Below are 24,593 nucleotides of genomic sequence, written 5' to 3'. Positions count from 1 at the left end.
TAGCCCCTTTCAAGTATTTACTATTTAGGGTAATATATTAGTATAAAAGTCTTAATTTATTGTGTGATTCATCATATAATTCCTTTTACATAGGTCTGGAGTTAATAGTCGGTTCTTAATGAGGTGGGAAGTTTGAAAGGTAGCAAAATCACATTTATAGTAGTAATTTTGGTGGTATTGATAGTCATAGGATTGTTTTTATTAAGAGAAGTAGAAGATGAGCAACCGATGAAGGAAGCATTAGCTGTGGAATCATTTATTAAGAGTCAGTTATATAAAGCAGATGGATTGATTAAAACAGATTTATTAGATGAATCAACCATTTATTTATCGGAGTCAATAGGCTTATGGATGGAATACTTAATTGATAAAAATGATAGTACTGAATTTGCGAAGCAATTCCAAACCTTATCGAATCATTTTTTATCTGAACAATCATTAATTCCTTGGAGAATAGAAAATGAAACGCAAGCGGAGGCTAATGCAGTTATTGATGATTTGCGGATTATGAAGGCATTACTAGTTGCAGGAGAAAAGTGGAATGATAAAAAATACACACAGCTAGCTGCAGACGTTGGAAAATCCATAGCACAGTTCAATATAGTGGATGATTATTTTATTGACCATGTTAACCTCCAAAACAATATGCCTGGTGATTTCCTTACACTAAGTTATTTAGATGCGGATGCAATCACGATGCTTTATGAGCACGGATGGATTTCAGAGGAACAATATGAACGAAATCGTGACCTCTTGATCAATGCGCCCATATCGTCTAATGGTTTTTTTCCTAAAACGTATTATCCTACAGACAATCATTATGAATTCGATGACGAAGTTAATTTGATTGATCAATATTATGTTGGATATCACCGTGCAAAATGGGGCGGTGATGTCAGTGAATTAGTACAGTTTACAAAAGACGCTTTACGTGAGCATGATGATATTTTATATGGAAGGTTTTCTAATACGACAGGGGAACCCGTAGTAACGTATGAAGGTGCGTCTGTTTACGGCTTAGCGATTTTAATGTGTATGGAAGGACAAGAAATAGAACTAGCGAACCAACTGTATTCGTTGATGAAAGAGCATCAAGTGTTAGAAGAATCGAGTCCATATAATGGAGGTTACATGGATCTTAATACGCTAAAAACACATTCCTTCGATAACTTAATTCCGCTAATTGCAGAAAGAAGGGGTATGGATGAAAACATTTTTTAATAAAGAAAAGACGATACTATTTCTTGTCTTTTTGCATTTTTTTGTTAGTTTCGTGATGTTTTATTTTCTATTACAATCTGATGATTTAGGAGTAGTTTTAATATTTTTGTATAGTTTGATCGTCACTATTGCCCTTTTCCGTGGAGTTATCGAAGGGTTAATTACTAGTCTTATTATTCTTTTCACAGTAGGAACAGCTCTGCTAGTAATTATGTTTCGGTACGAGGAATTTGATAGGCTTTATCAAACGGTCATCACCCCTGAATACTTAGTGATATTTGGTGGTGGGTTAATTATAGGTAGTCTCCTATCAGGATTTATCCACCGATATCATACAGAAATGATTCGCGAAAATAGTCGGCTAAAAGGAGAGATAGATAATTTTGTGTCGATTGATCCTGATACATCCTTTGATAACGCTGGGCGAATGGAAATAGAGATCAAAAGAGAGATGACACGGATTAATCGTCACGGCGGGTTGTTTACCTTAATGTTTTTAGAGCTAGATTATTATGAAGAGTTTGTAAAAGCATATGGACATCAGGAGTTGAACCATTTGTTAGAGGTTGTTGGTGAAAAAGTAGAGCAATCATTGCGTTATTCGGACCGTAAGTTTCGATATAGTGATAATAAATTCGCCTTTCTGCTGATTGAAACGAGCAAAACAAATGTGGAGATAGTAGCAGATAAATTAGGGGAGCAATTAGCTGAACATCAACTATTGAATGGAAAGAAGGTTACATTATTCTTCCATATTAGTTTTGATGAATACAATGAATCCAAAAAAGATATCCACTATACTGATTTAATTGGTGATCTTCAGAAGGAGACGGTTTTTTATGATTTATAAAAAAAACTATTTCATTCTGATGCTATTTGTTTTGTTTTTTGCTAATGCTGGAAATCTGTCGGCAACAATTGATACACATTCATTAGATCAACGAGATGTAACATTGATTTATCATGAACCTGATGAGTTAGCTCAGGCAAATGTTTATTTTCTTGATAGTACGCTAAGTGGATTGTTTCAGCATGTCCAAGTAATGGAATTAGATAAATTGGACAAAAGTGATATAGCTAAAGCAGATATTGTGATGATTTATTTACCTAAGGCAATTGATGAAGAAAAATTAAGCATTTTTGAAGATGTTTCTGGGATGGTAGTTGGTATTGGAGCAGGGGCTACAACATTACCTGCTTTTACAGGTTGGCAGTTTAACAAGGATATCATCATTGATCAGTTAGATGAGACATATTTAACATATCCGGAATCGGTAGTGGTAGTGGAAGATCCGGAACCAGAACAAGTAGAAGTGGTAGCGGAAGGCAGACGGTTTGACAAGACATATCAAGTGATAGTGAAGAATGAAGAGCAAGGTTTTATTGGACTGGATAGTTTACTTGCAGATGGCGAGGAGGTAATTAGTCGGATTATATTTGATTTGTTGGATATAGAAAAGCCTTCTACCCATCCTGCCTATATACGTTTGGAGGATATATCGCCAGTATCTGATCCAAAATTAGTACAAGAAGCTGGTAATTATTTATTGGATAGAGGAATTCCTGTCTATTTAGCTACCATTCCTGTATTTGTTGATTCAAATAGTGGTGTGCAAGTCACTTTGGAAGAGAGACCAGAGCTTTTAAAAGTGTTGCAGGAATTAGTGGATAAAGGGGCTTATATTATTTCTCATGGATATACCCATTCATATCGATATAGTGAGACAGGTGAAGGATTTGAATTTTGGGATACGGAATTAAATCAACCTATTACAACTGTTGATCAACATGAACATCCAGTAAAGTTAAAATCGGTAGATGAATTTTCCAATCTACAAGCATATGAGACATATATTGCTCAGTTTAAAGAAATTGAGCAAGAGTATGTTGAAATGAAATTGGAAAACTCAGTTCATTATTTAACGAAAATAGGTCTAGCCCCTATCGCTTTTGAAGCGCCACATTATACGATGAGCTCAAATGGTTATAGGGTCACATCCAACTATTTTTCAGCAATATTTGGACAAATCCAGGCCTCGGATGTGAATTGGGAACTGATGGTTGCTCCTATGTTCATAAGTCGTCCTTCCGTTCTTCATGGAATGACGTTATACCCTGAGACAATTGGCTATGTCAATGATACAGCATATACGGATCCGATTACAGTAATGGAACAAAGAATAGAGGAAGTATTAGAAGTCCCTGGATCAGTGTTGGGAGGATTTTATCATCCTTACTTAGGGATAGAATATTTGGAAGAAATGGTTAGATTATTAGAGCAGGTTCCGAATTTGGAGTGGATTGATTTATCTCAATCTGACAATCATGTAAAAACTGATTTAGTAGAGGTCACTACTTCAGGTGGTGATATTGAGGTGCAGCAGCTTGCACCATTCCCAAAAGAAAAAAAGAACTGGCTAAATAAGATAGAAGAAGCACCGTTTGAATTTGCTTTATGGGTGATAGTAGTTGTCACAGCCTTATTTATAGGTTTATTTACTATTCACCTGTCTACATTAAGATTAAGGTATCGCAAACGTTTGTTTAGGGAGAGGGCATAATGGCAGATATTTTATTTCATATTTCACTAACGGTTATATGGATCATGTTGCTTTACCATATGTTTTTAGCGCAAGGTGGTTATCGGCATTTCAAGCGATTTGAAAAAGTAATTCCAGATTGGCAACACAAGATGGAGAACATGGATTTGCCAACTGTAAATGTCTTTATCCCTGCTCATAATGAAGATGTCGTTATTAAGCAAACTTTAACCGCAATGTCACGGTTGGAATATCCAAAAGATAAACTAAAGGTTATTTTAATATGTGATAATTGCTCTGATCAAACGAAGGAGATTGGTGATCAGTTTGCAGCTGATTTTCCTTTTATGAAGGTGATTGAAACAGAGGATGAATATAAAGGAAAAGGGAAGTCGAGCGCACTTAATTATGCATTAAAGGAAACAAATGGTGAATTTATTGTTGTTTATGATGCAGATAATACACCACAACGAAAGGCTCTATGGTACCTTGTAATGGGACTTGTTAATGATCCAAGGGCAGCAGCGATGGTTGGTAAATTCCGAGTGATCAATGCTAAAAATACTTGGTTAACGAAATTTATCAATATCGAAACAATATGTTTTCAATGGATGGCACAAGCTGGTCGTTTCCACTGGTTCAAGATTGCAACGATTCCAGGAACTAATTTTGCAATTAGAAGAAGTATTATGGAAAAACTAGGTGGCTGGGATACGAAAGCATTAGCGGAGGACACAGAATTGACGATTAGAGTATACAACTTAGGCTATCATATTCGCTTTTTCCCAGCGGCGATAACCTGGGAGCAAGAGCCTGAAACCTTGAAAGTGTGGTGGAAGCAGCGGACACGCTGGGCGCGAGGTAATCAATATGTTGTACTTAAATTTATCGGGCGAATTTTTAGTATGAAGCAAAAGAAGATAGCATTCGATATTATGTATTTCTTTTTTACTTATTTTCTCTTTTTCTTTGGTGTTATTTTATCTAATGTATTATTTGTCGTAAATCTTATCTTTGATATTCAATTGTCGATTGGAAATGTTGCTTTCGTACTTTGGATTATGGCATTTTTACTATTTGTAACAGAGATTATGATCACGTTAAGTATCGAGAAGAATCAGTTAACATTAAAAAATATGTTGTATATTATTTTTATGTATTTCACGTATTCACAGATGTGGATTGTTTTAGTTATTTATGCGTTAACACTTGAGGTGAAACGAATGATTAAAAAAGAGGATCAAGTATGGTATAAGACAGAGCGATTTTAAATGAATGGGAGGGAATAACGATGAAAAAAATGCTTGTATTATTCATATATGTTGTAGTAGGATACGGCTTGTTTATTAATCTGGCTACAAGTGTACAAGCGAAAGAACCAGTAGAATTAGAGGGTATGTCCATTAAAGTTAATTCAAATACAAGTGCACAGCAAGCTTTAACTACAGAAGCAATAGAGTTAATTGGCCCGGCTGCTGAGACAAATTTCTACTACGAAATTTTTTCTGAGCTGGAAGATGATGAGCATTATGTGAGTTTTTCTATTACGAACTCAGAATTATTAATGGAACCATCAGCATTAACAGTCATGATAGATGGTGAGCCAGTACAATCTATTTCATTAGCGGGAGAAACAGAACAAGAGGTGAAGATTCCTTTAGAAGGAAGTGCGCTAGAACCTGGTATCCATACTATTACAGTGAGTTTTTCAGGAACGATTATAGAAGGAGTATGTGTTTCACAGTATTCAACAGGTAACTGGTTAACGATTCAGCCGAACTCCTTTTTGAATTTAGATGGTGAAGTAAACCTTAGTAGTGCGACAACACTAAATGATTATCCGAGATTATATGTTGGATCAGAGTCTAATAAGGTCCAAGTCATTATGCCAAAAGAAGCTTCCATGATGACGCAACAAAGTGCTTATACGATAGCAAGTTACTTAGCTGATCAATCAACTCCCGCTTCTGTTTCTGTTGTGAGTGAAGATAGTGTAGAGAGTTTAACGGGGAACATTGTGCTTTTAGGTGGCACAGATGAATTTGAAAGTGAGTGGATTAAGCGAGCGTTACAAGATGAATTGTCTACAGTAAATGAGGATGCGTTATATGTTACGCAAATTACCTTAACAGATAAGAAACATATGGTAAATGCCTTAGTTGCTTTAGCTGATGATCCTGAAACGCTTGTAACCAATATTCGACTTTTGACAAATAATGAGACAGTAGAGCAATTATCTAGTGAAGATGTGCAGTTAAAAGATGCAGAGCAGCTATTAGCAGCGAAAACGCTTGATAGGCATACCATTGAATTAACGGATTTAGGTTTAACGGATGTATTATTAGACCAAGCAAATACGAAAACATCGACTTACTATTATGATTTACCTGTTGATAAGTATAATATAAGCGATTTAACGGTTGATCTTACTTTCAAGTGGTCTGAGGAGACAATACCTACAAGTGATAAAGATGAATTATTAGATGTGCTGAGACAAACAAAATTAAAGGTGATCATCAATGATGTACCTCATGGCATAGTGCTTGATGAATTAGCAGAAGATGATAACGGACTTATAACCGCACAAATACCTGTTGATCCGAAAATTGTTCAGAAAAATCAAATGCTGACATTTCAATTAGATACAAGTGGCTTACAGACAGATGGTATGTGTATATCAACTGAAAAATGGTTATACATTTTTGATGATAGTAAATTGGTGTTGAATGTAACGGATAATCAAGCCGATTCTCCTACATTTATTGATCGTTTTCCGTTCCCTTTTACAAACAAAGGGGAGGATTTGGTAATTGTCGTTCCAAAAGAAGCACCAACAGAAGATTTGCAACAATTGTTTAGCAGTTTATCTATTAATAATCAATTACCTAATATCCGATTAGTATTGACAGATGATGTGAGTGAAGAAGAATTAGCATCAGGTAATGTAATATTTGTAGGGGCTTTAAAGGAACATCCGATATTACGACATAACCGTGATAAGCTGAACGTGTTATATGAGGAAGACGCCCCGTCATTAGCATCATATGGATTTTTGCAATCTGAAGTAGAACAATATGCTTTCGTCCAAGAAAATATATGGAATGGTGATTACCATTTAGCCGTGTTTGATGGTAATCAAAATACAAACCATTATCTTTCAGAAGAATTTCTATCTTATTTACGGACTACAGATAATCAAGCAAACATAGCTGTGCAGACAGAGAGTGAACAGTTCTTTACGTATGAGACACAGAGCGACAATGAACAAATAGAAGGTGATAATGAGGGGCCAAATACTGAAACGATTTCGAAGATCGGTTTCGTCATAGCGTTCATTATTTTAGTTATTGTTATCGTGGGGTTAATTTACTACTTTATGAGAAAAAGAAAGTCCGTGGAATAGAGCGGAAGTATTGCTATATCAAAATAGAGTATCCAACAATATTTAAAGAATAAAGAAGAAAAGTGGCATGAGACTTTTTTGAAGTTTCATGCCACTATGGAACAAAGTCCTCCATCTGGATATTCGCTAGAAATGCAGTATGAAATGCCTTCGTTTGTTGTAACATTAACAATCTTTCCAGAAGGTTATCATGTTGAGAATGGAACACCTTATATAAAAGTTGGTAAAGCGACAGGTTAAAACATCATATAGGTTGCAATAAAATAGAGAATAATCGTAAGAGAAGCAGGCAGCATATAGATTATTCTATTTTTTATTGAAGGTCGCTGCAATGCATAAATTGTTAGGAAAATCATCATTAGGCCAAGCATTGCAGTCATTGCATTCGAAATACTTGTCATACTTAAAATCGGTCCTTTTTGATAAAAGATATCTGTAATAACAAGCAGCTGCAAATTAAAAAGGTTACTGCCTAAAATAGAACCAATCGCTAGAGAATACCTGGCCATTTGGAAAGCAGCTAATACCGTTACTAATTCAGGTAAAGAAGTAGAAGCAGCAATTAAAAAGCTACCAACAAAACTAGCATTCATTCCAGTTTGTTCAGCGATCGCATCACCTGTAATCGTTAATGTACTGCCAGCTATAAAAACAACAGCCGCAGCAAGGACAAATCGTGTGATTCCTTGTCCCAATGTATAGTTAGAGTTAACCTCGATTTCCTCTTCCTCGTTATCTAATTTTCTAACGACAAATAAATATAGAATGATTAACATATACATCTCGATTCCTATATTGAAATAGCTAGGAGAGTTGTCCAAAAATATAGCAAAAACTAATAGAACAGTCATCACAAAACCGGTATTTGCTACGGGTAAATGGGCACGCTCCTGGATTTTGTTAAAGACGCGTTTTCGAGAATAGATTAAATCAAATGACATTAAAATAAGTACATTAAATACATTACTGCCTAGCATATTTCCGACAGCGATATCTGGATTATCAATGTATACCGCTGTTAGGCTAGTAGTTAACTCTGGAAGACTTGTTGCGCCACCAATGAGAAATGTTCCAACCATTGCACCACTCATAGATGATTTTTGATTAATAACGTCCCCGTATTTATTTAGTTGAATAGCAGCAACAATCACAATAATAGCTGCAGTGAAAAAAAGAATAAATGTCATGATACCCTCCAATTTTATTCTATATAGTATTTTTAAAGAGAACATATATTCTTGATGATGAAGTTACAATGTGCTATGATAAAGACTTTCATTTCAACTTTTTGTATATCATCAAAGGAGACATACATATGACAGGAAGAACACATATTATGGGTGGGCTTGCAGCTACCACTGTAGCAGCCACATTGACAGATTTAGATCCTGTCTGGTTAATTTTTGCAGGTGCTATCGGAGGACTTGTACCAGACATATGTCATAGCGGCAGTAAAATTGGCCGAAGATTCCCGATTCTCTCCAAGCTGATTAATAGTATATTTGGTCATCGAACTTTTACACATAGTTTATTGTTCTTATTATTAGTTCGATTTTTATTATCGCTAGTTACAAATAATACTTCCTTTATTACTGGTATCATGCTTGGGATGGCTAGCCACTTCCTATTAGATTCTATGACGAAGCAAGGAATAAAATTACTTTATCCAGTTAATATAACGGTTAGATTTCCGCTTACCACGAGAACAGGTGGTGCAGTAGAAAATATAGTATTATTAGCTTTAACGATAGTGACACTTTACTTTGGAAAAGATATTGTGATGAATGGATAGATGGTGAGATATATCGATGCCCTCCTTAAGTTAAGGATGATGGACGCCCGAAAAAGACAAAAAGGAAAGAATAGGGTCACTCATACGGACAGATGGCTCTTCTCCTTTAATAAAAGGGCATCATCGCGTAAACATCTCTTATTTTATCTTTCTAGCGATTGTTTCAAGAATATATAATACTGGTAACTGGGTAGTGACATTAGAGTCTTGATACCACTCTTCGGTTACATAGTAAGCAAGTGTAATATCAGAGATTTTTGCTATAGTAGATAGTTTATTATTGGTAATGCTAATAATCTTGCTGCCGTCTTGTTTCAGTTGATTAATTTGTGTGACAGTAAAAGGGTTTTCCCCTGATACAGATAAGATGATGGCGACGTTGTTATCTCGAAACATTGTATTTATAGGGTAGTGCGGATCCTTAATGTAAACGGAAAACTTGCCCATACTGGAAAAGTAGCGAGCCCCATATTCGGCAAGAATACCAGAGCTACCAATCCCAGTGAAAATAACACTGTCTGCATTACTGATTAAATGTGCAGCATCCTCCATATTATCTTCTAAATCACCTGTTAACGTCCGCTCGAAAAATTCTGTGATAGACTGCTGCGGACTCTTGATCACCGTTTGTTTATTTTCTGCTAAGTCCATTTTTAATTTCACTTTGAATTCAGAAAAGCCGTCACAGTTAATTTTTCGACAAAAGCGTAAAATGGTTGCAGTTGATACATGTGTTTCATCTGCTAACTCACGAATTCTCATATAAGCGACTTTCTCTTTATTTTTTGTTATGTAATTATATAACGCTAACTCTAGCTCATTAAAGGAAGCAATTATTTCATGAGTAAACATTAGGTGGGATCCCTTCTCTAACATAATTAATTGATAGCTCTATTTTAACATAACCGATTATTTGTTACACAGTGTGACATTGATGAAACATGTCACCAAAGCTGTTATATACGACAAAAAGGTATAGGTTTATTTACCATGAAGCTGATTCAAACTATAATGAAAGTAGATAGAAGTAATGAGGAGGTAACATGATGACGACAAAATCATATCAATTCCCAGAAACTTTCCTTTGGGGTGGAGCGACGGCTGCTAACCAAATTGAAGGTGGCTATTACGAAGGAAACAAAGGTTTAAATATTGCAGACGTTTTACCAGGTGGGAAAGGGCGCCTAAATATCTTAAGAGAACCTGGTTTTAACTTTGAAGTAGACACAGATAAATATACGTATCCAAATCATGAGGCAATTGATTTTTACCATCGTTACAAAGAAGATATTGCTTTATTCGCAGAAATGGGCTTTAAAGTATTTCGTATGTCGATTGCATGGACTCGAATTTTCCCTAATGGAAATGAAGAGGAGCCTAATGAAGAAGGATTAGCCTTCTATGACCGAGTGTTTGATGAGTTGCACAAGCATAATATCGAGCCAGTTGTAACGATTTCTCATTATGAAATGCCTGTTAACTTAGTGAAAAACTATGGTGGCTGGAGAAGTCGCGAAGTAGTAACATTCTTTGAACGTTATGTGAAAGCAATCTTTGAACGCTATAAAAACAAAGTGAAATATTGGATGACGTTTAATGAAATTAATAGTGGATTAGTTATGCCTATTATGGGATTAGGATTCTCTATTCAAGAAGAAGCAGATAAATATACACCAACATTCCAAGCTTTTCACCATCAATTTGTTGCGAGTAGTTTGGCAGTAAAAGCATGTCATGAAATGATTCCTGATGCGCAAATTGGTTGTATGATTTTATATGCACCAGTTTATGCGTTTGATTCTAATCCTGAAAATGTGATGCATGCGCTTGATGAAGAGCGTTTATTCAATTATTACTGTGCAGATGTACAAGTTCGTGGTGAATATTCTCCATTTATGACTCGTTTCTTCAAACAACATAATATTGAACTAGATATTAAAGATGGAGATTTAGAATTACTGAAAGAACATACAGTAGATTATATTGGCTTCAGTTACTATATGTCTCGTACAGAGAAAGTAGTTAAAACAGAGGGAGAACAAGCAGATGGTAACATTATGTCTGGTATTAAGAATCCGTTCTTGAAAGCAAGTGAGTGGGGATGGGAAATTGACCCAACTGGTTTAAGAATTGCATTGAATCAATTATATGACCGTTACCAAGTACCTCTTTTCGTCGTGGAGAATGGACTAGGAGCGAAAGATGTAGTGGAAGAAGACGGCTCTATTAATGATGATTACCGAATCGAATATTTACGCGATCACATCGCAGCAATGGGTGAAGCGGTAGAAGATGGTGTAGACTTAATGGGTTACACTGCATGGGGATGTATTGACTTAGTAAGTGCATCAACAGGTGAAATGTCGAAACGTTATGGCTTCATTTATGTGGACAAAGATGATGAAGGAAACGGCACATTAGAACGAAGCAAAAAGAAATCTTTCTATTGGTATCAAAACGTTATTGGAACGAATGGAAAAGAGTTATAAGGTTGAAAAAGGAAGGGGATCACTCCCTTTCCTTTTTGTTTTGGGGTGATGAAGGGCAATGAATTTCTGTATATTTCAACAGTATATCCTTTTTTAAGAATAGGACGTGTGCTATGATAATTCGTATCATCAGTGATGCAAAGGAGCATGACCATGAACAGAAGCAAATTGATCAATAGTGTACTGGTTGCTGGTTTTTTATTAGCGATAAGTTTTTCTGTCTATTACTATATACAAGCTAGTGACTATCAAAAGAAGATAGATGATGCTACCTCACAAGCAGATCTCCCTACTTATCATTTCGTTTTAATCGGAGAAGAGATGGATCATGATTATTGGCGATTAGTTGGTGAAGGGGCAAAAGCTATGGAAGAAAAAGAGGATGTGTTTGTCGAATATGAAGGTCCTAAGCGTTCTAATCCTGATGAACAATTGAAGCTACTTGATATGGCAGTAAAATCAAAAGTGGATGGAATAATTGTACAAGCCTTAAATGAAGATTTTTTACCGGTGATTGATCAAGCGGTGGAAGAGGGGATACCAGTTATTACAATTGATACGGATGCACCTGAAAGTAAGCGTTCTACCTATATAGGAACAGATAATTATGAAGCTGGTAGACTTGCTGGCGAAACATTATTAGCAGATACAGATGGAACCGCTACAGTTGGTATTATTACTGGTAGTTTTGAAAACGCTCATCATCAATTACGTGTTGAGGGGTTTAAGGATGCTATTAAAGAAGCAAGTGACATAAAGATTGTAGCGGTAGAGGAGTCTAATATTACGCGAGTTAATGCGGAGGAAAAGGCTTATCAGATGCTAAATAATCATCCTGATATAACGGCATTGTATGGAACGAGTGCATTAGATGGGATTGGAATGGTTGCGGCTAGTGAAACGCTAGGTAGAGCAGATTCTCTCTACATCATTGCCTTTGATACATTGTCACCTAATATAGATCTTTTAGAACAAGGAAAAATGGACGCACTAATAAGTCAAAAGCCATATGAAATGGGTCATCGTAGTGTAGAGTTAATGCTTAATTTAATGGCTGGTAAAGAAGTGGAATCTGTCTATCATACTAGTCGATCTGTCGTTAGAAAAGGTGATGTCCATGATTAGAATAAGAACGAAATTACTTATTTATTTTGTTGCTATTTTATTGTTAATGATTCTTTTATTTTTTCTGCGTGAACATAACGCACTACGAATTGTCGAGTTACAAGAAGAACGATCAGATTATTACTTTCTGCTAAATGAAATCACCAATAGTACAGATCAAGCTTATCAATCTTTGCAAATTTTTGTGCATGAGCCAACAGATGAAAATTTGCACTACTATGAAGAAGAAAAGCAACGGTTTACAGAATTGCAACAACAGTTTGTAACAACCGCTACTGATAATATCGATAAGAAAAATTATCTTCACTTGCTATCAAGCTTTTTAGAATTGACTGACCAAACAGTCGAAGGTGTTTTGCTCGATGATATTGAGCGGTATTCATACTACTTGAATGAAGCAAATACAAGTGCTACATATGTTCATGAAAGAACATTAGAATTAATGAACTCAGAACTCACGGTTTATCAGCATGTTATGGAACTGGAAGACCAACGCTTTCAATATATAAAAAATATGGGGACTGCCTTTTTTATTTCCGCCGTAATTCTTTGTGTTTTATTTGCGTTATGGTTTTCAAATGGTATTACGAAAGGGATTGAACGATTGACAGAAGCGGCTAAACAAATTTCTGTAGGTAACTATACGGTAGAAGATGTTGAAGTCCCGCAGAATGATGAGTTAAAAATTTTAACGAAAACGTTTAATCAGATGAGAGTAAATATTGTCGAGGCAATTAGAGAGATGAAAGATAAAGCTCGAATGGCTCAATTATTAAAAGAGATGGAGTTAAAAAGCTTACAAAATCAAATTAATCCACATTTTTTATTTAATACGTTAAATGTTATTTCTAAAACAGCTTATATTGAAGAAGCAGAACGGACAAATGCACTTATTACATCTGTATCGGCATTGCTTCGCTATAATATTAGTAGTCTTGACCGAGAAACATCTTTAAAAGATGAAGTAGAGGTTGTCAGAGAATATTTCTTTATCCAACAAGCAAGGTTTGGTGATCGGATAGCGTTTCAACAAGATATTGACGAAGGCTGCTTGGAAACATTAATTCCGTCGCTTACCTTACAGCCAATTGTAGAAAATGCTTTTATCCACGGAATTGAAGAAATGACTGATGGGGCAGAGATTAGCCTGAAGATTTATCCACAAGGGGAAAAAGTATGGATTGAGATAGCAGATAATGGCAAAGGAATGGAGCAGGTAGTCATATCGCGTATTTTATCTGCTGAGGAAAGTAAGGATAAGAATAGAAAAGGTCATTCAACAGGAATTGGTATGCGAAATGTTATCGACCGTTTGAAATTATTTGACGAACAAAGTGATGTAACGATTGAATCAACGTTAGGGATAGGAACGAAAGTAACAATAGGGTTACGAAAGGAGCTGAAAAAATGATAAAGGTAATGTTAGTAGACGATGAAGCAATCGAACGAGAAGGTATTGCAGCCATTCTCAAACGAAACAGAAAAGAGGCAGAAATTGTAGCAGAAGCAAAGAATGGCAAGGAAGCAGTTGAGCAAGCTATCCATCATCAACCAGATATTATTTTTATGGATATTAAAATGCCAGAATTCGATGGTTTAGTAGCAATTGAAAAGATACTAGACACATTGCCAGATACAAAATGTATAATGGTTTCTGCTTTTGATACGTTTCAATATGCAAAAAGAGCCATGCATTTTGGAATCAAAGAATATTTGTTAAAACCTAGTAAAGTATCAGAGGTATTAGAAGCTTATGACCGAATGGTATCGGAATTGTCAGAGAAACAAGCTTTACATAAGCGGTTAGACCAAGCGAGCTCAATAGTGGAGATAGAATTTATTTCAACATTAATGATGGACTATATACATGAAGTAAGTGCGGAGGATTGGGTGAAATGGATCGATATAGAGAAAACAAAAGGATTTGCAGCAGTCTTTTTCTTTCAATCTTCATCTGTTAAGCCGAATAGATTGGAAAAAACAGAGTGGTATCGTAGCTTGAAGCGGGCGTTATCCACGTTATCCTATCAGGTATTAGTCGGCCCGTTAACAGGTTATCATGTCCCAGTGTTAGTAAAAAATGAAAGGGAACAAATGGAGCAATTTGCTAGAGATTCAATTCGAGTATTACAACAAGCTTTACATGATTCACAAGTATATGTGGGGGTAGGGAGATTATTTGAGGATGTACAGGATTTTTCCCGTTCATATGAAGAAGCATTGTATGCATTAGAACAAGTACAGGTCCATAAGGGTGCGAAATATCAAGTCTTTCATCAATCATCTTTAGAGATGAACAAAGAACATTCACCATTAGAAGAAGAAAAAGCATTACTTGAGGCGATTAAACAAGGGGATATTCAGCAAGGGATCTATCTATTTGATAAGTATATGCAGTCTGTACAAAAGCATGCTAATTATCAAGTGGAGGTAATGAAAAAATACCTTGAGAACTTTTTTATTGTGTTATCAAGAGTGATAAAAGATATAGGTTTGGAGCAGGAGAGGACGATAAGTTTTGGCCACCTAGAAACAGCTACCCAAATGAAAGAAACAGCCAGGGCACATTTGCAAAATATGATGCAGCAAATAGATAATTGGCGTTCAGTTGGTGTCCGTGGCTTATTGATTAGAGCGAGGCAATTCATTGAGTCTCATTATCATCGTCCGATTACATTGGAAGAAGTTGCGGATGAGGTAGGATTAAGCTCTTACTATTTAAGTAAGTTGTTTAAAGAGCATTTTCAGGTCACGTTTGTAGAGTATGTAACACAGACAAGGTTGAATAAAGCAAAGGAATTATTAGTCGATGAACAATTATCACTGAAGGAAATTGCTCTAACAATAGGTTATAAAGATCCTAACTATTTTAGCCGCGTATTTAAGAAAGAAACAATGTTAAGTCCGAGTGAATATCGCAAGAAATATACGTAAATAACAAAATAATCTAGCAAATAACAAAAAAGTGAAGATGATGACGCTATCATGAAAGTGCATACATGATAAATTGTATATATCGAAAAGAAAATATGAACTCTTTGACTAGATATGTAAGCGGAACAAAGAGTTATTCAGCAAAAGGAAAACGATATCAATTTATCATGTTGGGGGTATTATCATGAAGAAGAAGCACTCGTTATGGTATGTTATTTTAATAGCGGCAGCAGCAGGTATGGCTGGTCTTTTATATGGTTTTGATACCGCAGTTATTTCTGGTGCAATTGGATATTTACAAGAGTTGTATGACTTAAGTCCAGCAATGGAAGGTTGGGTTATTTCGTGCGTTATGATTGGTGGTGTAACAGGGGTTGCGTTATCTGGATTTTTAAGTGATCGATGGGGACGTAAGAAACTATTGATGTTGTCAGCTGTCTTTTTCATCATTTCTGCATTAGGTTCAGCCTTTGCAATCGATGTTACGACATTAGTATTAGCTCGTGTGTTAGGTGGTTTAGGAATCGGGTTCGCATCCGCATTATCTGTTACGTATATTAGTGAATGTGCACCGCCAGCCATTCGTGGTCGCTTAGGTTCCATGTATCAACTATTTACTATTTTTGGTATTTGCGCAACTTTTTATATCAATTATTTTGTTGCAAATAGTGGGACATATGAATGGGGTCTAGAGCTGGGTTGGCGTTGGATGCTAGGTTATGGAACAATTCCAGGAATTATTTTCTTATTCCTACTGTTCTTTATTCCTGAGAGTCCAAGATATCTAATTCAAAAAGGTCATGACAAAGAAGCTTTCCAAATTTTAAAACGAATTAATGGTGAAGAAGTAGCAAGAAAAGAAGCGAAAGAAATTAAGGCTTCTATCAAAGTAGAGAAAAGTGGTTCAGTCAAAGAGTTAGTTAAGCCAGGCTTGAGAATGGCAATGGGTGTCGGTATTTTCCTTGCCTTATTTAACCAGGTTATTGGTATGAATGCTGTAACGTACTATGGACCAGATATTTTCCGTAGTGTAGGATTTGAGAACAATACAGAGTTTCTAGCAACAAGTATTATCGGTAGTGTACAAGTTGTCTTTACGATTTTAGCCATCTTTTTAATCGATAAATTAGGTAGGAAGAAACTAATGGCAATTGGGTCTAGTTTAATGGCCATCTTTATGTTGCTGATTGGAAGCGTGTTCTACTTAGAACCAGCTAATGCAGGTGTATTATTAATTATTATGATTGCTGGTTTCACTGCTTCTTTCTGTATTTCAATGGGGCCGATTCCTTGGATTATGATTCCGGAAATCTTCCCGAACCATTTACGAGCAAAGGCGGTTGGTATTGCAACGATCTTCTTATGGGGGGCAAACTGGGCGATCGGACAATTCACACCAGTATTAATTAACAACATGGGTAGCTCGTTCACCTTCTGGATGTTCGCTGTTATCAATGTCATCTGCTTCATCTTTGTTATGACAATTGTTCCAGAGACGAAGAACAAAACATTAGAAGAAATCGGTCAATTGTGGAAAACAAAAGAGCAAGTAAAGGAAGAGAAAAAAGTTCAAGAGGAAATGGCGTAAAAGCAGACTTTAATAAAGTGAGAGATTATGGACTCATGCGCTGGGATAAATTCGTATCGTGAGAATGATAAAAGCTGACTAAAGGTAGGTTTCTTTAGTCAGCTTTTTGTTTTCCACTGAAAAGAACTCATTGAAGAATATACACTTATTTACGCAGTTTAAAAGCGAGAGCCTCACGTGGAGGTGGGTTTTCTTCCATTCTATTGGTGATGAGTGCTGGCATAAGCTTCGACAAAACACTATGCTTTCTGCGGGTACGGCTTCAGCTAATTTTTATGAAGAAGTTCACTTCATAAAAATGGATCTTCAGCTCGTACTGTCCCGCAAGAGTCTCCGTGTTTTGTCTCCGCTATGTGATGCGATCTAATGTTTGTGAGTGGAAATATGTTAAAACTATTTCCAAAGTAGGATGTTGTTATTTATATGATGAGCGGATATATCATCCCTTGGTACATATGAATTCCGTACTCTAAGAACATAGAACCTTCGTTGCCTTCTCTCAAACATCGGAAGTGTAAAGCTAGCGAAGGCAGAATACGGAGACTCCTACAGGAATAGCACAAGCCGAAAATCCACTTTGCCAAGTGTTCTTCTTGGCAAAGTTAGTTGAGGCTGTGCCTGTGGAAAGCGGAGTATTCTGACGTAGCGATAAGTTATCCACTATTCATCAAGTAGAATGAGTGAGCGCATTTTATGGAATATTCAACTTGGAGCAACACTTATTCTCGCTTTTAAACTGCGAACAAAAAAAGGACTGCCTACACAATCAGGTAGCTAATTGTGTGACAGTCGCTTTTTATACAAGATAATTAAGCTTATTTTCCAATAAATTGTTGTGTCCAAATGTTTCCTTGTTCTACATATCCAACGCCGATATGTGTAAAGTTTTCATTTAGAATGTTAGCACGGTGGCCTTCACTGTTCATCCATGCATCAACAACTTGAGCAGGTGTACGCTGACCTTTTGCAATGTTTTCACCAGCAGTGCGGTAGTTAATACCTGATTGTTGAATCATATCGAATGGAGAGCCATATGTTGGACTATTATGGCTGAAGTATCCTCTTGATGCCATGTCTTCAGATTTTGTTCTGGCAACTTTGCTTAATTCTTTATCGATTTGTAAGTCTGATAAGCCGTGTTTTTGACGTTCTTCGTTTGTAAGCTCTACAACTTGTTGTTCAAATTCACTAATTGTAGTAGGTTGGTCTACTTCTTCTGTTTGCTCTGTTTCGTTTGCTTGTTCTGTAGTGTCTTCCTCTGTACTTTCTTCTTGCGCAGGTTCTTCAGGTTGAACGTCTTCTTTTTCTTCTTCTTGCTCTTGTTCAGCTGGTTCTTCTGCTACAGGTGTTTCTTCCACTTCTGTCTCTTTATCTGGTGTTTGTTCAGGTTGCTCTACGACTTCCTCTTCATTATTGTTGTTATCGTTCTTGTTCTTCTCTTCTGTTTGCTCTTGGTTTGTTTCCTGAGGTTGCTGTTCTTTTTCTGTTTCTTGTTTTTCGTTTGCTGGTGCTTCCTCAGTTGGTGTTTCTTGCTTTTCAGGTTGTGTTGTTTCTATTTCATCCTGAACAGGTTGCTTGTCTACATTTATCTGTAGATTTTTTAGGCAGTTAGTAATAAACGTTTCTATTGAATGATCAGAGATCTTCTCTCCTGTTACATAATGAAAAGTGTGATGTTGTACATGATTCTTGGCATGTAAAGTAGTATTAGGCGCAAAGCCTGTTGATATGAAAAACGCTCCAGTTAATAGAAGCGAAATAGATAATTTCTTCATCATAAGATGACTCACTCCTTGTGTGTTTTTTGATTACGTGATTATCATAGCATGAGTTTTTTGTAATAATAGAGGGATATTTTTACATCCTTATCATTATTATATCAAATCTTTTATTATCACTATATCGAAAAGCAGGGTAGAAGAAAATAATAGTAATAGAAGAAAATAATAAACAAAATGGGCTATTGACAGTTTTGGAATCCGGGATCATTGTAACAACTTATTACGGTATTGTTGCGTATGTAACAGATTTCGAAAAGCTTGAAAAAATATAGTAACAAGGGAGTTAAAAGGAGTTTGTGCAGTTAAAATAGATTTACATATGATACATAAATCTTGTATAATAGAAATAGAATATGGAGTGAGTGTGAGGATTAACCCCCACACTCTGTGGCATTTACTCGGATCGTCGCTTGGCAGAGCGGCGATCCTTTTTCTTGTGCTTCTTAAAATTGACGATTGCTGTTGTTAAGTTGACAAAAGCAATAAGCATATTAACAGCTAATCCAATAAAGGTGAGCACCACGTCTACATCCATATCTATCACCCCCTTTCGTTACTGAGAGGGTTGTCTAAATTATATCACATAACCGAACTTGTGTTCTAATTATAAGCTAAAAAAGAAGGACTTTTCATGAAGAAAAGTCCTTTTTACCTATAGATTACTAATAAACACACGCACAATATCTGTACCAGCAATAATAGTTCCTAATGTACTACCTAGGTTAGCGAACACTACGATAAGGAGTATCCTTGTTACTTTATTGTGCCAAAAACCTTTTACACTGTGTACATCATCTGCTAATGATTCAAAATCTGATACATGAGGCTTCTTAACAAGTGCTTGGACAAATCCTGCAAACCATCCTGCAGCGATTAAAGGGTTCAGTGATGTAATCGGTGCTGCTACTAAGGCCGTTATTACCGCCAATGGATGTCCTAGAGCTAAAGCTACGCCTAATGCAGAGAAACCACCATTCCAAATTAACCAGCTCATTACTTGTTGCCACCCTGCAACTGGGTTAGACCAGAAAGTAAAGGCAATTAATGCGATAATGATAAGTGGTATCGACCAGCCAATAATCTTTGGTGCTTTTGATTTTGGTGGTAATTTCGTCAATTTTTTCAAATCTTGTTCCTTGTGAATTTCCTTTGTAATACCAGGCACATGTGCTGCACCTAATACGGCGACAACCTTTTCACCCGGAGCCTTCTTGATTTTTTGAGCTAAATATTGATCACGTTCATCAATTAGTGGTTTCTTCAAGCGTGGAAATGCTTCTGAGAATTCATTTAAAACACTGTCGATGGAATCTTGTGTTTTCATCTTTTCTAATTCCTCTTCCGAGATAGATTCTCTGGAAAAGACACTGCCAAGTACTTGTGTTAACAACATCATTTTTCCTTTAAAGCCGATATTGCGCCAAATTCGTGAAAAAGTAATTTGGATATTTCGATCTGCTAAAACTAATTCTGCACCCATTTCATTAGCAGATTCAATCCCTTGAATCATTTCTTGACCAGGTTTTATGCCGAATTGGTCCGCCATTCTTTTTTGGAAAGAGGAAATGGCAAGGTTCATTAGTAATAATGTAGCCTTTTTTTCTTTGATAACTTGGAATATATCCATGTCACTCCAATTGCTCCCATTAACGATAGATTCATATCGTTGTTTATCTAATTCTACACAAATAGAATCAGGCTGTTCTTCTGCAATTATTTGCTTTACTTGCTCAGCACTTTGTTTAGATACGTGAGCAGTTCCAATCAATATGTATTCTTTCCCATCTAGTTCGATTCGCGTAATGTTTTCATTAAGTTCCGACATGATCGATTCCTACCTTTTATGAAATAACTACTATATGATTATTTCTAGTATATCTGATTGTAAGGAAAAAACATACTCACACGGTAGATAATTTATAAAAGCAACAAGAAACACCCCTTTTTTATGAAATTTTCTGATATTTACTTGCTATTTTGTTATAATAAACAAAGTGAAAAGCTTTCTTCTTTTACAAGAGAGGATATAATGATTAAACTATAGTAAATAGTAAGTATAGCAGTTTAAATAGTGAAAGTTTGAACATACTTTATAGGTAAAAGTAACGAATTTTGGAGGAGAACAACGATGACATATGAAGATGACAGCCTGATGCTGCATACAGACTTATATCAAGTCAATATGGCGGAAACATACTGGCGTGATGGAAAGGCGAATCAGAAGGCTATTTTTGAATTGTATTTTAGAAAATTACCTTTTGATAATGGTTATGCTGTGTTTGCCGGTTTAGATCGTGTGTTAGATTTTCTAGATAACTTTGGATTTACGGAGAGTGATTTAACCTATTTAAAAGAGATAGGTGGTTACGAGGAGGACTTTCTGGATTATTTACGTAATATGAAATTCTCTGGTTCTATCCGTTCTGTGAAGGAAGGCGAAATTGTTTTTGCTAATGAACCGTTAATGCGAATTGAGGCACCGCTTGCAGAAGCACAATTAATTGAGACGCCACTATTAAACATTGTGAATTATCAAACATTAATAGCGACAAAGGCTGCTCGTATTAAACATGTAATTGGTGATAGTACGGTAATGGAATTTGGAACGAGACGTGCTCATGAGATGGATGCAGCAATTTGGGGGACTCGTGCAGCATATATTGGTGGTTTTTCTGCCACTAGTAATGTGCGTGCAGGGAAGCTTTTTGGTATACCAATCGCCGGAACACATGCACATTCTATGGTACAAGCATATCGTGATGACTATACAGCCTTTAAAAAGTATGCGAGCACACATAAAGATTGTGTCTTTCTTGTTGATACGTATGACACATTACGTTCAGGTGTGCCTAATGCAATTCGAGTTGCTAAGGAATTTGGGGATAAAATCAATTTTCAGGGTATTCGTTTAGATAGTGGAGATATGGCTTATTTATCGAAGAAAGCACGAAAAATGTTGGATGATGCAGGCTTTCCAGATGCAAAAATCATTGCTTCTAATGATTTAGATGAATATACGATATTGAATCTACAAGCTCAAGGTGCACAAATTGATATCTATGGTATAGGGACAAAATTAATTACAGCATATGATCAGGCTGCATTAGGTGGGGTTTATAAGCTTGTGTCGATCGAGGAGAATGGTAAAATGGTCGATACAATAAAAATTTCAGCTAACCCGGAAAAAGTGACAACGCCAGGAACCAAAAGACTTTATCGCATTATTAATAATGAAAATGGTCGATCTGAGGGAGACTATATTGCGCTGGAAAATGAAGATCCGCAGTCACAAGAACGTTTGAAGATGTTCCATCCAGTTCATACCTATATTAGCAAGTTTGTTACAGACTTCACGGCTGTAGATTTACATGAGGATGTTGTCGTAGATGGAGAGATTACTTATAAGAGCCCTTCGCTTGAAGACATTCAACGTTACATGACAAGGAATATGGATTTACTCTGGGATGAGTATAAACGAACAATGAAGCCAGAAGAATATCCAGTTGATTTAAGTGAAAAATGTTGGGATAACAAAATGACGTTAATTCATGATATAAAAGCGAAAATAAAAGAAAAACTGAATCAGTGAAGGGAGATAGAGCAATGCATACATTACAAAAGGAAATTATCGAAACGTTAAAAGTAAAACCATCGATTGATCCACAAGAGGAATTTCGTCGTAGTGTTGATTTTGTAAAAGCATATTTGACGAAGTATTCCTTTTTAAAAAGTGCTGTATTAGGAATTTCTGGTGGCCAAGACTCTACATTAGCAGGGTATATCTGTCAAACGGCAATCAATGAATTAAATGAAGAACATGGTGAAGGTACATATGAATTTATTGCTGTTCGCTTACCGTACGGGGACCAAGCAGATGAGGAAGATTGTAAGGCAGCAATTGAATTTACTAAACCGAATAAAGTAGTTCGCGTTAATATTAAGGATGCCGTTGATGCTAGTGAAAAAGCTGTAAAAGAAGCAATCGGGGACATTAGTGATTTCGTAAAAGGAAATACAAAAGCGCGTGAACGTATGAAAGTACAATATGACATTGCTGCTGCATGTAGTGGTGTTGTAGTTGGAACAGACCATGCTGCAGAAGCGGTAACAGGCTTTTACACAAAATTTGGTGACGGAGCAGCAGATATTATTCCATTATATCGCTTGAATAAGCGCCAAGGAAAATCCATTTTGAAAATGCTAGGTTGCCCAGAACATTTATATGAAAAAGCACCAACAGCAGACTTAGAAAGTGACCGTCCACAATTGCCAGACGAAGAAGCACTTGGTGTAACGTATGACGCAATTGATGACTATCTAGAAGGAAAACAAATCGCAGAAAAAGATGCACAAACAATCGAAAAATGGTTCGAAAAAACACGCCATAAACGCGAAGAACCAATTACCGTATTCGATGAATGGTGGAAAAAGTGATGACACACGTCATCACTTTTTTATCATGGTTTAAGCCTAGGCTGAATGAACGCCCGAAGAAGTGAGGAAGGGGAAACTTTCGTTCACTCATCAATATAGTGAACAACGAACAACTTTTCTATAAACATTAATAGGCTAAAAATGAATACAGGTATCTGGTGGATGCTATAAGTATAATAAATTGATTTTCTTAACTAAATTTGTTATATTTATCTCGAATTCGAAATAATTATCCTTAAACTTAGGAGATGATCAGATGAACGGATTAAAAGGAATCCATCACGTAACAGCTATTACAAGTAGTGCAGAGGAAAATTATAAGTTTTTCACGTATGTATTAGGGATGAGATTAGTAAAGAAAACAGTTAACCAAGATGATATTCAAACATATCATTTATTTTTTGCAGATGACAAAGGTAGTGCCGGAACAGATATGACTTTCTTTGATTTTCCTGGAATTCCGAAAGGTTCACATGGTACAAATGAAATTTACCGTACAGCTTTCCGCGTTCCATCAGATGCTGCTTTAGATTATTGGGTAAAACGATTTGATAAATATGATGTGAAGCATGATGGTATTAAAGAGCAATTTGGCAAAAAAGTTCTTTCTTTCGTTGACTTTGATGACCAGCAATATCAATTAATTTCAGATGAATATAATGAAGGAGTAGTTTCTGGAACGCCTTGGCAAGATGGTCCTATTCCGTTAGAATATGCGATTACAGGTTTAGGTCCAATTTTTGTTCGTATTCAGGACTTTAAATATTTCAAGCAAGTAATGGAAAAAGTATTGTTATTTACCGAAATCGATAAAGAAGGTTCGTATCACTTATTTGAAGTTGGTGAAGGTGGCAACGGGGCACAAGTAATTGTGGAAGAAAACTTAGTGTTACCAATGGCACGACAAGGATATGGTACTGTGCATCACGCAGCTTTCCGTATAGATGATGTGGAAACATTACATCAGTGGGATGAACATTATCGCCGATTTGGCTTCCAAACATCTGGATATGTGGATCGTTTCTTCTTCCAGTCATTATATACACAAGTAGCACCACAAATTCTATTCGAATTAGCGACAGATGGTCCCGGATTTATGGGGGATGAACCATATGAAACATTAGGTGAAAAATTATCACTACCTCCATTCTTAGAAAACAAGCGAGAAGAGATTGAAGGAATGGTTCGTCATATTGATACAGTAAGAAGTACACAGAAGTTAGACAAAGAATATCTATAATACTAATTCGAGAGTCCGTAAATAAGGGCTCTCTTTTTGTATGGAT

20 protein-coding genes are annotated in these 24,593 nt (G+C 36.2%); 15 read left to right on the top strand and 5 right to left on the bottom strand.

Annotated elements, in window-relative coordinates; translation table 11 throughout:
- Positions 1-132: 132 nt before the first annotated feature.
- The 6 genes from SH601_RS10655 (at position 133) to SH601_RS10630 (ending at position 7,404) form a co-directional block, all read left to right on the top strand.
- Positions 133-1,221 carry a lipoprotein YdaJ gene (locus SH601_RS10655; protein WP_319958286.1) on the top strand — a complete coding sequence of 363 codons (1,089 nt, stop codon included), beginning with the start codon at positions 133-135 and terminating at the stop codon, positions 1,219-1,221.
- Positions 1,205-2,071, top strand: a complete 867-nt coding sequence (locus SH601_RS10650) for a GGDEF domain-containing protein (RefSeq protein WP_319958285.1) — start codon at positions 1,205-1,207, stop codon at positions 2,069-2,071. Before SH601_RS10655 ends, SH601_RS10650 begins: the two co-directional genes overlap by 17 nt.
- The gene (locus SH601_RS10645; RefSeq protein ID WP_319958284.1) at positions 2,061-3,782 is read left to right on the top strand and encodes a DUF2334 domain-containing protein; all 1,722 of its coding nucleotides are present in this window, start codon (positions 2,061-2,063) and stop codon (positions 3,780-3,782) included. The genes SH601_RS10650 and SH601_RS10645 overlap by 11 nt, the downstream gene beginning before the upstream one ends.
- The gene (locus SH601_RS10640) at positions 3,782-5,032 is read left to right on the top strand and encodes a glycosyltransferase family 2 protein (protein WP_319958283.1); all 1,251 of its coding nucleotides are present in this window, start codon (positions 3,782-3,784) and stop codon (positions 5,030-5,032) included. The genes SH601_RS10645 and SH601_RS10640 overlap by 1 nt, the downstream gene beginning before the upstream one ends.
- Before the next feature lie 20 nt (positions 5,033-5,052).
- Positions 5,053-7,164 (top strand): cellulose biosynthesis cyclic di-GMP-binding regulatory protein BcsB, encoded by a 2,112-nt coding sequence (locus tag SH601_RS10635; protein ID WP_319958282.1) that lies wholly within the window; start codon positions 5,053-5,055, stop codon positions 7,162-7,164.
- A gap of 96 nt (positions 7,165-7,260) precedes the next feature.
- Positions 7,261-7,404 (top strand): hypothetical protein, encoded by a 144-nt coding sequence (locus SH601_RS10630; RefSeq protein ID WP_319958281.1) that lies wholly within the window; start codon positions 7,261-7,263, stop codon positions 7,402-7,404.
- Here SH601_RS10630 and SH601_RS10625 read toward each other — a convergent pair.
- Positions 7,401-8,351, bottom strand: coding sequence for a sodium:calcium antiporter (locus SH601_RS10625; RefSeq protein ID WP_319958280.1), 951 nt, complete (start codon positions 8,349-8,351; stop codon positions 7,401-7,403). The two genes, SH601_RS10630 and SH601_RS10625, sit on opposite strands and share 4 nt — an antisense overlap.
- Before the next feature lie 128 nt (positions 8,352-8,479).
- Between SH601_RS10625 and SH601_RS10620 the strand changes: the two genes are divergently transcribed.
- Complete coding sequence (locus SH601_RS10620; protein WP_319958279.1) at positions 8,480-8,956, top strand: metal-dependent hydrolase; 477 nt, start codon at positions 8,480-8,482, stop codon at positions 8,954-8,956.
- A 138-nt stretch (positions 8,957-9,094) separates the two neighbouring features.
- Here SH601_RS10620 and SH601_RS10615 read toward each other — a convergent pair whose 3' ends face one another.
- Positions 9,095-9,808 carry a MurR/RpiR family transcriptional regulator gene (locus tag SH601_RS10615; RefSeq protein ID WP_319958278.1) on the bottom strand — a complete coding sequence of 238 codons (714 nt, stop codon included), beginning with the start codon at positions 9,806-9,808 and terminating at the stop codon, positions 9,095-9,097.
- 194 nt (positions 9,809-10,002) lie between these two features.
- Between SH601_RS10615 and SH601_RS10610 the strand changes: the two genes are divergently transcribed.
- From SH601_RS10610 to SH601_RS10590, 5 genes are all read left to right on the top strand, one after another.
- On the top strand, positions 10,003-11,445 hold the full coding sequence (locus SH601_RS10610; RefSeq protein WP_319958277.1) for a glycoside hydrolase family 1 protein: 1,443 nt from the start codon (positions 10,003-10,005) through the stop codon (positions 11,443-11,445).
- 153 nt (positions 11,446-11,598) lie between these two features.
- On the top strand, positions 11,599-12,570 hold the full coding sequence (locus tag SH601_RS10605) for a sugar-binding protein (protein WP_319958276.1): 972 nt from the start codon (positions 11,599-11,601) through the stop codon (positions 12,568-12,570).
- Positions 12,563-13,981 carry a sensor histidine kinase gene (locus SH601_RS10600; protein WP_319958275.1) on the top strand — a complete coding sequence of 473 codons (1,419 nt, stop codon included), beginning with the start codon at positions 12,563-12,565 and terminating at the stop codon, positions 13,979-13,981. Before SH601_RS10605 ends, SH601_RS10600 begins: the two co-directional genes overlap by 8 nt.
- Positions 13,978-15,504, top strand: a complete 1,527-nt coding sequence (locus tag SH601_RS10595; protein WP_319958274.1) for a response regulator transcription factor — start codon at positions 13,978-13,980, stop codon at positions 15,502-15,504. Before SH601_RS10600 ends, SH601_RS10595 begins: the two co-directional genes overlap by 4 nt.
- A 184-nt stretch (positions 15,505-15,688) precedes the next feature.
- Entirely contained in the window at positions 15,689-17,092 is a 1,404-nt protein-coding gene (locus tag SH601_RS10590; RefSeq protein WP_319958273.1) for a sugar porter family MFS transporter, read from the top strand.
- An 815-nt stretch (positions 17,093-17,907) separates the two neighbouring features.
- Here SH601_RS10590 and SH601_RS10585 read toward each other — a convergent pair.
- From SH601_RS10585 to SH601_RS10575, 3 genes are all read right to left on the bottom strand, one after another.
- The gene (locus SH601_RS10585) at positions 17,908-18,870 is read right to left on the bottom strand and encodes a CAP domain-containing protein (protein WP_319958272.1); all 963 of its coding nucleotides are present in this window, start codon (positions 18,868-18,870) and stop codon (positions 17,908-17,910) included.
- Positions 18,871-19,267: 397 nt separating this feature from the next.
- On the bottom strand, positions 19,268-19,408 hold the full coding sequence (locus SH601_RS10580; protein ID WP_319958271.1) for a hypothetical protein: 141 nt from the start codon (positions 19,406-19,408) through the stop codon (positions 19,268-19,270).
- A 117-nt stretch (positions 19,409-19,525) separates the two neighbouring features.
- Positions 19,526-20,698, bottom strand: a complete 1,173-nt coding sequence (locus tag SH601_RS10575) for a TraB/GumN family protein (RefSeq protein ID WP_319958270.1) — start codon at positions 20,696-20,698, stop codon at positions 19,526-19,528.
- A gap of 303 nt (positions 20,699-21,001) precedes the next feature.
- Here SH601_RS10575 and SH601_RS10570 point away from each other — a divergent pair, with 303 nt between their 5' ends.
- From SH601_RS10570 to SH601_RS10560, 3 genes are all read left to right on the top strand, one after another.
- A complete protein-coding gene (locus SH601_RS10570; RefSeq protein WP_319958269.1) occupies positions 21,002-22,462 on the top strand; it encodes a nicotinate phosphoribosyltransferase in 1,461 nt (486 codons plus the stop codon).
- Positions 22,463-22,476: 14 nt separating this feature from the next.
- The gene (gene nadE / locus SH601_RS10565) at positions 22,477-23,307 is read left to right on the top strand and encodes an ammonia-dependent NAD(+) synthetase (protein WP_319958268.1); all 831 of its coding nucleotides are present in this window, start codon (positions 22,477-22,479) and stop codon (positions 23,305-23,307) included.
- Between the two features lie 256 nt (positions 23,308-23,563).
- Positions 23,564-24,547, top strand: coding sequence for a ring-cleaving dioxygenase (locus tag SH601_RS10560; protein ID WP_319958267.1), 984 nt, complete (start codon positions 23,564-23,566; stop codon positions 24,545-24,547).
- Positions 24,548-24,593 lie beyond the last annotated feature (46 nt).

Origin of the sequence: Gracilibacillus pellucidus (assembly GCF_033949965.1) — a bacterium.
In the GTDB taxonomy this organism is placed as follows: domain Bacteria; phylum Bacillota; class Bacilli; order Bacillales; family Amphibacillaceae; genus Gracilibacillus; species Gracilibacillus pellucidus.
The sequence above is the reverse complement of the archived record's forward strand: the minus strand, read 5'-3'. Positions and strand labels throughout refer to the sequence as shown.